This is a genomic window from Leptospira sp. GIMC2001, from assembly GCF_028462125.1.
Classification (GTDB): domain Bacteria; phylum Spirochaetota; class Leptospiria; order Leptospirales; family Leptospiraceae.
Map to the genome: position 1 here is coordinate 1,529,500 of NZ_CP115468.1, position 15,457 is coordinate 1,544,956.

Below are 15,457 nucleotides of genomic sequence, written 5' to 3' on the forward strand. Positions count from 1 at the left end.
AGAGACGTTAGCGCTGAATTTATGTGTCGTAGACCAAGCTCTGCAGTCGCTTCAGCGACAATCAGAGCGCAGTGGGTAGTCGGAGTTAGTAGTAGTTTGGGCACGCTTACTTAGTCTTCCTGTCTTTGAGAAAACCGCGATCCGACTAAAGCATCTTTCTACCTTAAGATTTTGCCGACTTCTCTCAATTAATTTTCACTTCCGAATTGCCTATGAATAGCATAATTGAATCGTCAAAATTTAAACTCAGCAAAACCTTATTGCTTTTTGATTTATTAAGCGGTTTTCGAAAAGAATAAAACCTTACTTTCAATCAACAGCCCAAATTACTACTAACGGTCTGACTATCGGACGTAAATCCTAGCTGAGCCTCAAAGAGGCGGTAGCGTTGGCACGAATTCTTGCAATGCAAGAATCGTGACTAGGATTTATGTGTCGCAGACCAAGCCTGTATTTCAGGCGCAGCGGATAGTTGGTGTTATCTGTAGCCGCCATCTTCTCGGCACGGAAGCCGACTTTTTTAGGCAGTATTCATATTGCATTTAATTGCTTTCAATTCAAATAAGAGCAAATTGAGTCTGAAGTGAAAAATTATCTCTCGAACTTCACATCCGCTACTGAATCTTTCATTTTTTCAATCTTGATAACGTTGATTGACGTTTGGAGATTGCGTATAACAAATATTATTTACTAAAACCGAAAGTAGAAATAGATAAACAATGTAATAGAGTAATACCTTCTTTTTTTTTCTTTCTTTCTTTCTATCTTCTTCTTAGAATTTTTAATACAATCTTAAAGAATTAATCTTTCATTTACTTTTTTAAATATCAAATGTTTTAGATCTTAATTATAAACTGAGAACCGAAATTAATACAAAATCTCTGAAATCAACTTTGACTCAAATTTTATTAAAAAGAAGATATTAATTCAGATCTGAATGAAGTGTCTTTGATCTTTTACAAACATTCAGTGAAAAAATTATATAATATCAACTGAGCTAGGCTTATACTTCACTCTTATAGTAACCATTAATGTAATAGGGCGGTTTAAACTTTTTTTCTTTAATTGAATTCTTTTAAAAATAAAAAAGCGGACACGATGTCCGCTCTTAAAGGCGGTTACAGATAACGAATGAGCTTGCCGACGTTCCTCGTAGCTGAGCCTCCAGAGGAGGCGTTAGCGTCGGCACGTCTTCTTGCCTTTGCAAGAAGCGTGACGGAGAGGAATGTGTCGAAGACCGAGCCGGTATTCCGGCGATGCGGCAAGCGAAAGTTATCTGCAGTTGTGCCTAGTTAATTAGTACTTTTCCTATAGACCAAAGGTAGATATCAATTTCATCGTTTGAGCATCCATCTAATTCATAAAAATATCTAAATTCATAGAATATGTCAACAAAAGATGTATAATCTTTTAAATTTTGTTTTTTGAAAGAAAAAAAATTATCTTTATCTCTAAAATAACATAAAGCTTTATCAACATATGAATCGTAAATGGGAAAGCTGTTCGAGTTATGTTTGTTACAGAATTTTGTTGAAAATGAGTAGAAATTGAAACATTTTTCTTTAATTTTTATTTTCTTTATTTTATCAATCAGCTGCAAGTTTCCGTTGTTTAAGTCATTGTCAACTTTCAATTCTTTTATATGAATTGCTACTGAATAAACATCCAGAATATTTGTACTATATAGTTTGTTTAATAAAGTAACCTTCATTAGAATAGGCTCGATTTCAGTGTTTAGCTGAAACTTTGAGAAAAAAAGGGAAACGGTGTCCGATGGGATTTTATTTTTTGTAATCTTATAAAATGAATCGTTGAGCGAGCGAACATTCTGCGCTGTTGGTCTTTCCAATTATTTATCCTTATTCATTCGGTCTAAAATAAGATTATAATCATTCACTAAAACATTAAAAGCATAACCTTTGTAAATATTTAAATCTGCTAATTCCTGTCTTTTTCCCTTTAGGTTCTGGTGCCAAGTTGAATCTTTTGTTACTATTACTTTTTGCTCAATCTCCTCAAATTGATCGGCTGTAATATCAACAATCAATTCTCCTTGCTGGAGCCAAGCGTGAGAAGACCATTCATTATTCGAACTGTGATAATCTCCTAGTGTATAAAAAAATTGACCAAGATTATTTTCTAGCAGATAAGTACCGAGTAAAATTGTTGCATATCCACAGGATCCGCGGGGAAAGTTTATAAAGCTCACTGAAAGATTTTTTCTTATCTTTTCTATTGCTGATCTAAAATGTAATGAATTTTTGAGTATTTTTTGTGTTTTCATTTATTTGGACAATTGCAGATAACGGTTCAGACTACCCGACGTAAATTCGAGCCGAGTCTCGAAGAGACGTTAGCGAAGAATTTATGTGTCGTAGACCAAGCTCTGCGGTCGCTTTAGCGACATTCAGAGCGCAGTGGGTAGTCGGAGTTATTTGTAGTTTTGGCACGCTAACTTAAAAATACTGTCTTTGAGAAAACCGCGATCCGACTGAGGCATCTTCTTACATTAGGAATTTGCCGAATTCTCTCAACAAACTTTCACTTTCAGAGATAATTCACTTAGCATAATTGAATCGAGCAAGTTTAAGCCAAGCTAATCCCTAATACTTTCTGATTTATTAAGCGGTTTTCGAAAAGAGTTAAACCCGACTTTCAATTAAAAGCCAAAATTACAAATAACGTTGGATTTACCTGACGTCGATGGTGCGCCGCACAATAAATGCAGGCTTCTTGGTGAAGCCGCTCTTGGCGCGCCATCGATGTGCCGTAGGTGGCTGCGTTGCGCCCGCCAATAAAGCTCGATAGAGCGCGGGCGTCAACGCATTTCAGGCCACCGGAGGCCGAGCACGCGAGGAGCCACAGCACCGCAGCGAGCGCAGCAGGTAAATCTTGTTGGGCGAAGTTTTGGGTCGGCATCAACGGCTTCTGAGTATTTTCTTCAGAGCTGTAATTGAAAGCGTCTCTTTGTTTCTATGTAGCATGGCGTGGCAATTTGGACATACGGGAATTAAATCTTTTATGGGGTCAACTGCATATGCTTTGCGTATTGAATTTAGCGGTTTTACGTGATGCACGTGTATGAAATTTTTGCCCAATTTGCCATATTTCTCTTCAAAATTGAAATTACAAACAGCGCATTTATGCCCGTAGTGTTCGACGCAAAGGCGTCTGGCTTCCGGATTTCTTTCATAAGAGTTCACCAGAACCTTAGTCAATTGAGCCTAGCCTGAAAAAGTAGACAACCTTTCATGTGGCCTCTTAACAATGGAGGACATGATGAGCAGAAAGAGATACTCGGATGAATTTAAGCAACAGGCCATTGACCTGATGATCGAGGGTGGCAAAACGGCGGAAGCGGTCAGCGCTTCGCTGGGAGTCAGCGTCTGGAGCCTGAAGCAGTGGCGAAAGGCCTATTTGCGGGAGAACCAAGACGAGCTGCGCAAGCGCGGCAAAATGTCGGCCGAAGAGCAGCTGAAGCTTCTGCGCCGCGAAAATGCAGAACTGAAGATGGATAATGAAATCCTAAAAAAGTTTGCGGCCATTCTGTCAAAAGAGAAGAAGTGAGCGCGTTTCTGCTGAAGAATCGCAAATCATACCCACTCGACAGAATGGCCTGCGCTCTTGGGTCATGGCGTGCTGGCTTCTACAAGCGTCTGAATCGAAAGGCAACGAAGCGCGATGAGGCGGATGTAGAATTGAAAGCAGAACTTCTGCAGATTTACCAAAAATCACGCAGAACCTATGGCCTGCCGCGGCTCATGAAAGCTCTCAAAGAAAAAGCGATTCAATGTGGCACCGGCCGGTTGCAGAAGCTACAAAAAAGCCTGCAAATACAGGGCGCGATACGTAAACCGCGGTTCATCCGCACGACGGATTCTAACCACGACCACGCAATCAGTCCGAACTTGCTGAAGCGCAATTTTGCGACTGATAAGCCAAATCGTGTTTGGGTGAGTGATCTGACTTACCTGCGCACCGCACAAGGCTGGCTCTATCTTTGTGTGTTTCTGGACTTATTTTCACGCAGAGTCGTGGGCTGGTCTATGAGCGACACTATGGAAGCGTCGGCCACCTGTCGTGCTCTGGAAATGGCGGTAGGCAACCGTCGCCCTTCGGCCGGATTGATTGTTCATTCCGATCGGGGCGTGCAATATGCCAGCACAGAATTTCGACAGCTGCTGCAGCGACATGGTTTCGTACAGAGCATGAGCGGCAAAGGCGACTGCCTGGACAACGCGTGCGCCGAATCTTTCTTCGGTACGCTCAAGAGCGAACTCTCAGCGAATGTTTTCGGATCACACGCCGAGGCACGGCGCGAAGTATTTGACTATATCGAATGCTTCTACAACACGGAGAGGATGCATTCCTATTTGGGTTATAAAAGCCCTATGGAATTTGAACAAATGAAGGCCGCGTGAAACGTGTGGCTACTATATCGGGTTAGGTTCAAATGTCCCTTCAAAAATGCTCTTATCATCGATGACTTCATTCGGATACAAGGTGGGGCTTTGGGATATTTCGGCCCAGCTATCTTCCAGGTTCTTGAGTACATTATTCGGAATTGATGCCGCCGTCTGGATAGTCCAATGATAAGGTATTTTTTTCAGGTAATCTAGGCGCAAAATATCATTAGTCTCTGCATCGAGAATACGGTCAAAGTTGATCTCAATGTATAATGCCTTCTTCTGAGGATCATTCCATGTTGTGTCTTCGTACGGCTGCGACCAAGCATATCCTGAGGCAACAATTCCTTTGGGTTCAACGCCTAATCGAATTAGGAAAATTCGATCGCCTTTCACGATTCGTTTGAGCTTGCCGCAGCTCCAGCGCATTTTAAGTGACCCGGTTTCCGAGACCGTTTGAATGTCACCAGCTAGGTCCGCAGCTTCCCAGTCAAAGTGTTCAGGGTTCCAGTTAAGTAGATATGCGTTCAAAAATTAATTCTCCAAAATTTCGCCCAACGGTCTGACTATCCGACGTAAATCCTAGCTGAGCCTCAAAGAGGCGGTAGCGTTGGCACGAATTCTTGCCTTGCAAGAATCGTGACTAGGATTTATGTGTCGCAGACCAAGCCTGTATTTCAGGCGCAGCGGATAGTTGGTGTTATCTGTAGCCGCCATCTTTTCGGCACGGATGCCGACGTTCTTAGACAATTTTCTTATCGCATTTAATTGCTTTCAATTCAAATAAGTGCAAATTGAATCTGAAGTGAGAAATTATCTCTCGAATTTCGCATCCGTCACTAAATCTTTCATTCTTTCAATCTTGAAAAAGCTGATTGGCGTTTAGAGATTGCGTATAACATATAATTTATACGTATTGCGAAAATTGCAATGGCAAAACTTTGTTGGAAAATACGACGTGAATACTTTCCTTTTTTTTATTTTTTAACAATCGCATGCGAAAAAGGACTAACAAACATAAATGGTTTTCCGATTTTATTTTCTTTTTAAAATGCAAACTGAAACCAAACAAGTTAATTTCGAATTAGAAAAGACAACAATACTGTAAAAATGAAAAGCAAAACTGAAATCTGAATGAAGCTTCTTTGATCTTTTGTAAACATGAAATAAGCTGAAACAGCAATATCATTTGAATAATACCTTAAATTCATATTCTAATTAGTTTTTACAATAATAGGTGGTTATAACTCTCTTTCCTTGAATTATTTCTTTTAAATATAAAAAAGCGGACACGATGTCCGCTCTTAAAGGCGGTTACAGATAACGGGGAGCGTTGCTGCCGTTCGGGAGAGCCGAGTCTCCAAAGGAGACGTTGGCGTTGGCACGAGATTGCTGTGAACGAAGAGAGCAGGGCAATCGTAGTGACACCCGAATGGGTCTGAAGCTCCTCTTCACACAAGACAAAGGAGCGAGGACGTTTCCAGTAACGCGGAGTTAGGTGAAGGCGATTCTTGCTAATCTATTACTTACTCAACCGTATCCCACATTAAAGACATTATGTATTTATGTGAGCATTCTAATGGATCAAATATTTTTATTTTTGCTTTTTTCATACGATGTCCTAGGATTCCGGAAATCTCAAATGATTTGCAGTAACCGTTCACAAATAATCCAGCAGCTTCATAATTGTAATATAAATCCACTGAATCATTTAAATAATCCTTCAACTTAATTTGACCTTCTAATTTGTTATTCCTATACTTTCCTGAAACCAACATCCTATTTTCATAATATTCACCTGGAGTTCCAGTCCAGTCTTTTACCAATATTTCTTTTTTAAGATGAAATGAGCCATCCTTTAATTTAAATTTTTTTTCTTTAAAAGAAATCGAACCGCTAACAAATTTATAATAATCTTGACTTTCAGGCAAAAAATCAGTGTCAAGTATTTCTAATATCCCCCTTTCCGATGCTTCTATAAATATAAATTTATTTCCTTTCCAATAACCAGAATTCCTTACTTGCTCTATTTGATCTCCTAAGCATATAGAATATATCCACCCTTTATATTCAAACAAATCAGTTTGATCTAAATATCTACTTTGATACCAACAATATTTTTCTTCATTAAGTTTTGAAAAAATGCATTTTTTAGGATCTATAAATACAATTTTATTTTTTGGAATAGAAACCAATATCTTCGAATTTACATCTGGATTTGATCTGAGATTTACGCCTGACTTGGCTAAAACATACCTTTCTTTTAATTTGACAGAACCACAGCATAGGATAATCAATATAAAATAAATTAAAATATAATTGTTCATTTTAATGAAATCGCTTTCACCTAACGATTCAGACTACCCGACGTAAATTCGAGCTGAGTCTCGAAGAGACGTTAGCGCTGAATTTATGTGTCGTAGACCAAGCTCTGCGGTCGCTTTAGCGACGTTCAGAGCGCAGTGGGTAGTCGGAGTTAGTAGTAGTTTTCGCACGCTTGCTTGAATTTTTCTTTCTTTGAGAAAACCGCGATCCGACTAAAGCATCTTTCTACCTTAAGATTTTGCAGACTTCTATCAATAATTTTTCACTTACGAATTAAATATAAATAGCATAGTTGAATCGTTCAAATTTAAACTAAGCAAAACCTTATTACTTTTTGATTTATTAAGCGGTTTTCGAAAAGAATAAAACTAGACTTTCAATTAAAAGCGAAAATTACTACTAACGAGGAGCGTTGCTGCCGTTCGGGATAGCTGAGTCCAGCACCATTCAGTGAGCTGTGCGAACGTTAAGAATGGTGCTGGACGTTAGCGTTGGCACGAGATTGCCTGAGCGAAAGCGAAGAAGCAATCGCAGTGACACCCGAATGGGTCTGAAGCTCCTCTTCACCCAGGTCAAAGGAGCGAGGACGTTTCCAGTAACGCGGAGTTAGGCGTTGTAATTTCGGAATTAGTATGTAATTTTAAAAAAATCATCTTGAAGGTTTCTATTAGAAATTAACATCACTAGAATGCCATCTTTGCTTAGTGCTTTAAAATTCATGTTTCTACCATTCAATTCAGTTTCTAGATTACATATAATTGAATCATCCTTAAACTCCAAATTTTCACTGATTACTATATAATCCGAACCAATTAAATTATTTTTCAAATATGGATAAAAATGATTTACTATCTCGTTTTGAGAATAGTAAGCATTGGTTGTCCTAGTAAAAATAACCCCGTAATATTCCCCTTTCAAATCATACTTGTAACCAGACATTAAATTATTTTTTAAATCTTTTTCATTAATTTCAATTGGGACTTCAGGAAAATTTATTTTTATATCTCTTTCAATTTCTAAAATATTGTTACTCAGCACTGCTGTTGGCTTATCGATTTTTTGGAATGTGAAGAAATCATATAACACAATTAAGAAAACAAAGTATGCAATAAAATTTAAATTCTTTTTAAGGTAAATATTTATGATTAACAGTATTATCAAAAAAACAATTGGGCTGATAAAAATATTTACCATGAAATGTCCGATTAACATGGCGGAATTATCAGCATTAGAGAATGCCACCTTATATCCATCTAAATATATAATACTTTTTAAAAGATTTATAATTAGAGAAGTAACTATTATTATATTTATCGTTTTTAAATATTTTTTCATTTCGTTTAAAACTCCATTGAAATTATAACGCCTAACGGTCAGACTATCCGACGTAAATCTTAGCTGAGCCTCAAAGAGGCGTTAGCGTTGGCACGTATTCTTGCTCTGCAAGAATCGTGACTAGGATTTATGTGTCGAAGACCAAGCCTGTATATCAGGCGCAGCGGATAGTTGGTGTTATTCGCTGCCGCCGTCTTCGAGGCAGGGATGCCGATAACTTTCAAGATAAACTTGAATAATCTGATTCTCTTTGTAAATCAATTTAAATCTTAGTTTACACCTACTGCCTAGGTGAAATTTAAATTCTTTGGTCTCTCAACTTGGAATGTCCGTTTGGAAATTTAAATTGTGGAAAAAATGTGAAACGTGTTAAAAATTTTAACATTCACGGAAATAAAAAACATCCACTAATCAAATAACTTTGTTGGCGATCTTCGAATTCTCTTTTAGTCATTTAATACTTTTTAAAAATTTACTTCGTAGTTTATCGATGTACAAAAATTTGACTTCTTTGATTTGCTTTGTCCTAAGAAAACTTTCCTATTTCTTTGAAGCAATGAATAACATAGGAAACGAATTCAAAAAGTCTTTCATTTTCTTTGAATCATTTTCAGATAAAATTATCGTTAGATATGATGAGCATCCCACTTCATCTTTATTTTTCAATTTAAATTACCAATTTCGAGGTCAAATCCAATCTAAGTATGAACATTCTCAATTTGTATTTTTAATAAATATTAAATTTCTCTTTCTAATTGAATTGAGACATTCTTTTTGTATTTTCTCTTTTTAAATTAATTCCTACTTTAGAAATTCAAACAGCACGACCATTTTCCTCGGAAATAGCTATTATTCTTTTAAATTTTTTCTTTCTATTTTCAATAGGCGGACACGATGTCCGCTCTTCTAGGCGGTTGCGAATAACGGTCTGACTATCCGACGTAAATCCTAGCTGAGCCTCAAAGAGGCGGTAGCGTTGGCACGAATTCTTGCCTTGCAAGAATCGTGACTAGGATTTATGTGTCGCAGACCAAGCCTGTATTTCAGGCGCAGCGGATAGTTGGTGTTATTCGCTGCCGCCGTCTTCGAGGCAGGGATGCCGATAACTTTCAAGATAAAGTCTAATAATCAGAATCTCTTTGTATATCAATTTAAATCTCAGATTACACAGACTGCCTAGGTGAAATTTGATTTCTTTGGTCTTTCAACTTGGAACGTCCGTTTGGAAACTTAAATTGTGGAAAATAAGTGAAACGTTTTAAATATTCAAACCTTCTCTGAAATAAAATACATCCACTAATCAATGAACTTTGTTGGCGATCTTCGGATTTTTCTTTTTAGAAATTTATTACTTTTTAAAAATTTACTACGTGGTTAAACGTGATAGCAAAATCTTCCTTTTCTTAATTTGCATTTTTCAAAACCAGCTTTCCTATTTCATTGAAGCAATGAATATCATGTAAAACGAATTCAAAAAGTCTTTCATTTTCTTTAAATCTCTTTCGTATAAAATTACTTTTAGATACGTTCAACATCCAACTTCATCTTTCATTTTAGATTACCAATTTCAAGGTCATTTCCAATTTAAGTAAGAACATTCTCAATTAGTATTTTCAATGAAGATAAAATCTCTCTTTCGAATTGGTTTGGGACATTCTTTTTGTATTTTCTCTTTTTAAATTAATTCCTACTTTAGAAATTCGAACAGCACGAGCATTTCCCTCGGAAATAACTATCTATTCTTTTAAAATATTTCTTTTTATTTTCAATAAGCGGACACGATGTCCGCTCTTCTAGGCGGTTGCGAATAACGGGGAGCGTTGCTGCCGTTCGGGATAGCCGAGTCTCCAAGGGAGACGTTGGCGTTGGCACGAGATTGCTTCGAGACAAAGTCGAGAAAAGCAATCGAAGTGACACCCGAATGGGTCTGAAGCTCCGCTTCACTCAAGACAAAGGAGCGAAGACGTTTCCAGTAACGCGGAGTTATCTGCTGTTGGTGATGTCTAAGTTGATTTTTTATCTTTTACAAAAATAGCCAATTTGATCACAAATGTCTGAATTTTCATATTTTTCTGAGCATTTTTTTTTGGATGGATCGTAATCTATGCAATTCTTAGAAGTAAATATACATTTTTTAATATCAACATTGTAAGTCGTAGATTCAAGATATTTAACTTGATCGTTTGTGATAAATCCTTTTATGCTTTCTTTCCAAATAAGATTAAGATTGCTTATTTTTTTTTCTTTTGTTTTTATTTTTTCAGTAATATTTGATGTTTCATCCGCATATGATATGTTTTGTAATTCCTGTTCTACTACATTAATTAAAATTGAATCATTTTCTATTTGATAATTTCCAAGAAATATTCTTTTTTTTCCAAAATCAAAATCGATAAATTCGTCAGTGAAATATGCTGTATTGTTATACAATTCTATCGTTTTATAAATTTCAAGACCATATAAATTGCATCGGTTGTAAGAATAAGATGATTTCAATATCATTTTTTTTCTTGCTAAATCCGTTTCATTTTTTTGTAAAAAGGAGTCGAGAACGAATCCGTTTGCCTCTTTTACGAAATGCCACGAATTTAATTTATTTTCATAAGTTTCCATTATATTTGTATTAGAAGTATTAATTTTAGAACCGAATGGAATCTGATTGATAATTTTTGAACTTAGTGAAGGTTTTGTTCTTATATTTAAAATATCGGCGTTAGTAAAATGGACTTCAAAGTTATCATAGATCTTATTTACCGATTTATCCAGAAATATGCATGTTATTATTAGTAAAAAGATTAAGGTTGAGATTTTTTTCATGTTGATTTTATTTTTTCTTCACCAATTGCAGATAACTCCTTATATCCGTTTTGCAAGAAAGGATTAAGCGGAGTTGGGCTTGTTTGGTATTGCAAGTAGTATTTAAAAAATGCGGTATAGCCGTTGTTTGTTTAAAACTTGGCTTTTTTCCGCTACTATACTGCAGTAAAATGAGTATATGCGTAATTGTAAATTGAAATTAATCTAGATCTAGGGGGCTCGGAATATTCTGGAGTTCTGTTTTAGATATTTGTGCGTAACGTTCGGTGGTACGAACGGACTCATGTCCAAGTAATTTTTGAATATGACGAATTCCCGTTCCGGCTTCTAGTAAATGAGTAGCGAAGGCATGACGAAGGGAATGAAAACTCACCTTTTTTTGAATCTGAATTGAGTTTCTTGCATTTTCGAAGATTTTTTCGGCTGTGCGGGTAGAAAGATGAGTATTTGGATATTGACCTGGAAATAAGTATATATTTGAATTGCGTTGTTCGATCTGGCGGTATTTGTCATATAAGATCGAAATTTTCTTAGAGAAGGGAACAATCCTATCTTTTTTACCCTTTGCTTCTTTGATGTGAATGATTTTTCTATTTAGATCAATATCGGATATTTTGAGGGAGACTATTTCGCTAAGACGCATACCTGTTGAATAGGTAAGAAGAATAAGTAGCTTATGCTTTAGATTGGGCAAAGATTTAGCCAATTGAAAAACCTCAGATCGGGAAAGTACTTCAGGCAAAGTTTTTTCTTTTTTAGGATATTTAATTTCCTCGGGGAAAGGTTTTTTGAGACATTCTTTCCAGAAAAAACGAAGTGCTTGAATCGCCGAACGAATGGACGATGATTTCAGTTTTTTTTCAAAACGGCAGTGATCGAGATAGGTTTTTATTTTAGATTCATCAACATTTCTGTAGGCAAAGCGATCCTTATTGTCTAAATTTGGAATAGCCCATTGATAAAATAGTCGGATCTGAGTATTATAGGTTTGAATGGTTCTTCGACTATAGTTTTGTATCAACAGTCCTCTCAATGATCTCCACAACAGAGCTTCCAAAGAATACACGATCTGACTACCAAATCGTTGTTCCAATTCGATAGGGAAATCTCTAATATCCGAATGAATCCAGATTCTCTCGCTAGGTGTCCATCGCGCTTTTTTATACTTAAGAAACTCAATGATTTCAGGATTGTATTCAATGGAAACGGAACAGACTCGAGTAAATTTCTGTAGCGGGAAATCAACGAATATATACATATGTTTAGTATGTATTCTGTTCGAAAAAAAAGCAAATGAAAAATTGAGATAGCTCCGCCCCATCAGTTACAACTGATGAAAAATAGAACTTATATTAGTTTTAGGTTCATCTGAGTCAAGTAAGCAAAAGAATTTTTATATGACTTTTTTCAAAATTAATCGTTGAATAAAACGCTCTGCGAAAAGCGAATATTCTGATCAACTTTTTTAAATATTTGGGGTGAAAATTATTGGAAAACAACTACTGATATTTTTCGCAGAATCACAACAAGCAAAGATTCTGCGAATATGAGATTAGAATTTTAAATCGAACGAAAATTTCATTAACGAATCTTAGATTTTACTAGAGTCTCAATTCCAGCTTTTTGGACTTGGTAGACAAAATAGGATCTTCCTGAATTGGGTTGAGACTTGGTTGTAATCTTACCTGATTCCGCAATTTCTTTGATTTCTTTCTTACCTTCTTGTGAGAGGGCGGTTTTTGGATAAGATAGCATAACTTGTACGGCTTTTTTCTTGGCTACAGAAAGAGCTTCTGACTCGGCCTGAGATGGATCATCTTTTAAAGAAGAAACAACAATTTGAAAAGTGGAACTATTGATAAAGCCTTCTGGCAATTTTTCAAATCCATCCTGTTCTTGAGCAACTGGTTTCGATTCTTCCAAAACTGTTTTGTTGGTTGAATCTTTTGGTGGTTTTGTGTCCTGGCTTTTGCATTGATAAAAAAGGATAGCAACGGTTAGTAATGTGATTAAAATTCTCATAGTTCCTCTGTTTGGAGTTCGTCCTTGTCTTTTTTCTTTTTTTTGTATTCGGGTTTTATAAAAATTTTAGATTTTTCAATTTTTTCGTAAAGCCCCTTTTTTGCTACTCGGTAAATAAATTTGCATTTCTCCTTTGGGGTGTAGTCTTCTTTGTAAAGCATATAGGAATCAATAAACCAGGCAAATTCCCCTCTAAGCGCAAGCAAGGTTCGCTCTGAGAATTCTTCTTCTGATAATTCTTGAGCCTGACGATTTTGACCAGAATTTTGGCCTTGGATACCAGAGTTATTTGCATTATTCGAATTATTTGTGTTTGATGTATTCCCAGTTGTTCCAGTTGCTTGATTGTTATTTGTCTGGTTGGTTTGATTCGAATTTTGCTGATTTGATTGCTGGCCAGGAGCCTGAGGGAGGTTTGATGTTTGTCCGGATGGGGCAAGTTTACTAAAGGATTTTCCATCATTACCCAATGAATTGATTCCTTTCCAGCGCGTATCATTTTCCGTTTTGTAAACATTGAAGAGAATTGGAATGGTTTTCTCATTTCGAATCAATACGGATCTTCTCTTACAATCTTCTCTTTTTTGTTGGATTGGAATCTCTTTTTTCGTCTTATCCACATCGACAACAATTTGGAAAAAATCCCTAGATATGAAACCATTGTGTTCTTCATTGCCTAATGGTTTGATGCGAAAATTTGGATCTGCGGGCTTAATAAAAGAACAATTTATTATAAAAAATAAATTGACAATTGTGATAGTTTGAAATAAATTATTTACCGTTGACATTGAGGGAACCATGAACACTGCAATTGAAACACTACCATATTTCCTGACTATCCTAGTTTCGTCACCGCTCCTAGGCATTTTCTGTTATTGTTTCTATCAGGTTTGGCTTCGCAAGTAATATTCAAACCTTCAATAAAGAAAGCGACAATCCATTCCTTTCCCGTATTCTGGCTCTGTGAGACAGATCTATAAATTTTTATTATCAGCGTTAGTTATATGCATTCCACTCTCTGGAATTGTATCCGATGATCTTTTCAAACAAGTTTCGATTGATCTTGAAAAAAAGATAAAAACCGTCGAGTTTGAAAATGGTCTTCGTTTGATTATGGTGCAAAGAAATGAATCTCCAACGATCGCAATCTATACAAAATTTCTAGTGGGTGCAGTTGATGAGACTCCCGAGATATCAGGTACGGCCCACTTGCTTGAACATATGCTTTTTAAAGGTACTCCCAATGTTGGAACTAGGGATTATGCTCGTGAGAAAAAATACCAAGATCAAATCGAAGTATGGGGTTCTCGGCTGGATAAACTTCGCCTAGAAGAAAAATCATATAAGGAAAAAGGAATTCTCGTTCCAAAAGATTTGTCTGATAAAATTACAGCCCAGTCTCGACGCTTAAGGAATCTAGAAAAATTACAAAATGAATTTATTATAAAAAGCGAAGATTCTTATATTTATGAACAGAATGGCGAAGTTGGATTCAATGCATATACTTCCCAAGATGTAACCAATTACCAGATCCAACTTCCTTCGAATCGTCTTGAAATATGGGCTAAGATGGAAAGTGATCGATTGAAAAATCCAATCCTTCGCGAATACTATACAGAGCGAGACGTTGTAATTGAAGAGAGAAGAATGCGGACAGAAAATTCTGGTGCGGGTTTGCTTCGAGAGCGTTTTATGTCTGTTGCAATGGAGGCTCACCCATATCGCAGACCTGTTATCGGTTATCCATCCGTGATTCCATTTTTGGATATTTTTGAAACCAAGGAATTTTTCAGGAAGAATTATCATTCAGGCAATATGGTAATTACGATCGTTGGTCAGTTGGATTTTGAGAATACAGAATCAATTGTTCGGAAATATTTTTCTGATTTAGCTCGTGGTGAGAAAAGAAAGGAGATCAAGATCTCAGAAATCCAATCTAGCGGAGCTAAGAAAGTTGAAGTTTTCTATCCAGCTGGTGAATCCATTCTTATGGGTTGGCGTAAACCTACAATTCCACATCCTGATAATTCAGCCTTTGATATGTTAGATGCAATTCTCGCAAAAGGCTCTACTTCTAGACTTTATAAAAGATTGGTTTTGGATGCAAATCTCTGTTCGGAAGTCAATGCATCCAATGGTTATCCTGGAGAAAGATATACAAATATTTTTCTAATATCTATGAGAAATAACCAAGGAGCTGACACTTCAGAAATAGAATCTATTGTCTGGGAAGAAATAGAAAAAATTGCCAAGGACGGAGTGAATCCAGAAGAAATCCAAAAAGTAAAAAATGATGCAATATCTGATTTCTTTCGCTATCTAGATTCTAATGGCTCTCTTGCCGATTCTCTCGGATACTATGCATTGGTCACAGGAGATTGGAGAAATTTATTTCGTATTTATGACCAAATGAATTCAGTAACTTCACTAGATTTACAAAGAGTAGCTAGCATCTATCTCAAACGAGATAATGTGACGATTGGATATTTAAAAGATCCAAGACTTCAAGCTAAGAACCTAAAAGAAAATGATAAAGGAAAGAAGTGAGTTAT

14 protein-coding genes are annotated in these 15,457 nt (G+C 36.4%); 3 read left to right on the forward strand and 11 right to left on the reverse strand.

Annotated elements, in window-relative coordinates; genetic code table 11:
* Window positions 1-1,288: 1,288 nt before the first annotated feature.
* From O4O04_RS08400 to O4O04_RS20460, 4 genes are all read right to left on the reverse strand, one after another.
* Entirely contained in the window at window positions 1,289-1,849 is a 561-nt protein-coding gene (locus tag O4O04_RS08400) for a hypothetical protein (protein ID WP_272535396.1), read from the reverse strand.
* Window positions 1,850-2,284 (reverse strand): hypothetical protein, encoded by a 435-nt coding sequence (locus tag O4O04_RS08405; protein ID WP_272535397.1) that lies wholly within the window; start codon window positions 2,282-2,284, stop codon window positions 1,850-1,852. It abuts the gene before it with no gap.
* 371 nt (window positions 2,285-2,655) lie between these two features.
* A complete protein-coding gene (locus O4O04_RS08410; protein ID WP_272535399.1) occupies window positions 2,656-2,919 on the reverse strand; it encodes a hypothetical protein in 264 nt (87 codons plus the stop codon).
* Window positions 2,919-3,203, reverse strand: a complete 285-nt coding sequence (locus O4O04_RS20460) for an HNH endonuclease (protein ID WP_442915954.1) — start codon at window positions 3,201-3,203, stop codon at window positions 2,919-2,921. The genes O4O04_RS08410 and O4O04_RS20460 overlap by 1 nt, the downstream gene beginning before the upstream one ends.
* A 73-nt stretch (window positions 3,204-3,276) precedes the next feature.
* Here O4O04_RS20460 and O4O04_RS08415 point away from each other — a divergent pair, with 73 nt between their 5' ends.
* Both O4O04_RS08415 and O4O04_RS08420 read left to right on the forward strand, forming a co-directional pair.
* Complete coding sequence (locus O4O04_RS08415; protein WP_272535400.1) at window positions 3,277-3,567, forward strand: transposase; 291 nt, start codon at window positions 3,277-3,279, stop codon at window positions 3,565-3,567.
* Entirely contained in the window at window positions 3,564-4,421 is an 858-nt protein-coding gene (locus O4O04_RS08420; RefSeq protein ID WP_272535401.1) for an IS3 family transposase, read from the forward strand. Before O4O04_RS08415 ends, O4O04_RS08420 begins: the two co-directional genes overlap by 4 nt.
* A 12-nt stretch (window positions 4,422-4,433) precedes the next feature.
* Here the strand turns inward: O4O04_RS08420 and O4O04_RS08425 are convergent, their stop codons facing one another.
* From O4O04_RS08425 to O4O04_RS08455, 7 genes are all read right to left on the reverse strand, one after another.
* Window positions 4,434-4,937 carry a hypothetical protein gene (locus O4O04_RS08425; RefSeq protein WP_272535403.1) on the reverse strand — a complete coding sequence of 168 codons (504 nt, stop codon included), beginning with the start codon at window positions 4,935-4,937 and terminating at the stop codon, window positions 4,434-4,436.
* A gap of 995 nt (window positions 4,938-5,932) precedes the next feature.
* Window positions 5,933-6,733: an SH3 domain-containing protein gene (locus O4O04_RS08430; RefSeq protein WP_272535405.1), complete on the reverse strand. Its 801-nt coding sequence runs from the start codon at window positions 6,731-6,733 to the stop codon at window positions 5,933-5,935.
* 625 nt (window positions 6,734-7,358) lie between these two features.
* Window positions 7,359-8,066, reverse strand: a complete 708-nt coding sequence (locus O4O04_RS08435) for a hypothetical protein (RefSeq protein ID WP_272535407.1) — start codon at window positions 8,064-8,066, stop codon at window positions 7,359-7,361.
* A gap of 2,016 nt (window positions 8,067-10,082) precedes the next feature.
* On the reverse strand, window positions 10,083-10,883 hold the full coding sequence (locus O4O04_RS08440) for an SH3 domain-containing protein (RefSeq protein ID WP_272535359.1): 801 nt from the start codon (window positions 10,881-10,883) through the stop codon (window positions 10,083-10,085).
* A gap of 199 nt (window positions 10,884-11,082) precedes the next feature.
* Window positions 11,083-12,141, reverse strand: coding sequence for a tyrosine-type recombinase/integrase (locus O4O04_RS08445; protein WP_272535408.1), 1,059 nt, complete (start codon window positions 12,139-12,141; stop codon window positions 11,083-11,085).
* A 323-nt stretch (window positions 12,142-12,464) separates the two neighbouring features.
* On the reverse strand, window positions 12,465-12,905 hold the full coding sequence (locus tag O4O04_RS08450; RefSeq protein WP_272535409.1) for a hypothetical protein: 441 nt from the start codon (window positions 12,903-12,905) through the stop codon (window positions 12,465-12,467).
* Window positions 12,902-13,693, reverse strand: a complete 792-nt coding sequence (locus O4O04_RS08455; RefSeq protein WP_272535410.1) for a hypothetical protein — start codon at window positions 13,691-13,693, stop codon at window positions 12,902-12,904. The genes O4O04_RS08450 and O4O04_RS08455 overlap by 4 nt, the downstream gene beginning before the upstream one ends.
* A 175-nt stretch (window positions 13,694-13,868) precedes the next feature.
* Here O4O04_RS08455 and O4O04_RS08460 point away from each other — a divergent pair, with 175 nt between their 5' ends.
* Entirely contained in the window at window positions 13,869-15,452 is a 1,584-nt protein-coding gene (locus O4O04_RS08460) for a M16 family metallopeptidase (RefSeq protein ID WP_272535411.1), read from the forward strand.
* Window positions 15,453-15,457 lie beyond the last annotated feature (5 nt).

What these genes read in the sequence shown, in the direction of transcription:
- O4O04_RS08405 (WP_272535397.1), bottom strand. Translation starts at nt 2,284, where the DNA reads ATGAAAACACAAAAAATACTCAAAAATTCATTACATTTTAGATCAGCA.
- O4O04_RS08410 (WP_272535399.1), bottom strand. Translation starts at nt 2,919, where the DNA reads ATGCCGACCCAAAACTTCGCCCAACAAGATTTACCTGCTGCGCTCGCT.
- O4O04_RS08415 (WP_272535400.1), top strand. Translation starts at nt 3,277, where the DNA reads ATGATGAGCAGAAAGAGATACTCGGATGAATTTAAGCAACAGGCCATT.
- O4O04_RS08430 (WP_272535405.1), bottom strand. Translation starts at nt 6,733, where the DNA reads ATGAACAATTATATTTTAATTTATTTTATATTGATTATCCTATGCTGT.
- O4O04_RS08435 (WP_272535407.1), bottom strand. Translation starts at nt 8,066, where the DNA reads ATGAAAAAATATTTAAAAACGATAAATATAATAATAGTTACTTCTCTA.
- O4O04_RS08440 (WP_272535359.1), bottom strand. Translation starts at nt 10,883, where the DNA reads ATGAAAAAAATCTCAACCTTAATCTTTTTACTAATAATAACATGCATA.
- O4O04_RS08445 (WP_272535408.1), bottom strand. Translation starts at nt 12,141, where the DNA reads ATGTATATATTCGTTGATTTCCCGCTACAGAAATTTACTCGAGTCTGT.
- O4O04_RS08450 (WP_272535409.1), bottom strand. Translation starts at nt 12,905, where the DNA reads ATGAGAATTTTAATCACATTACTAACCGTTGCTATCCTTTTTTATCAA.
- O4O04_RS08455 (WP_272535410.1), bottom strand. Translation starts at nt 13,693, where the DNA reads ATGTCAACGGTAAATAATTTATTTCAAACTATCACAATTGTCAATTTA.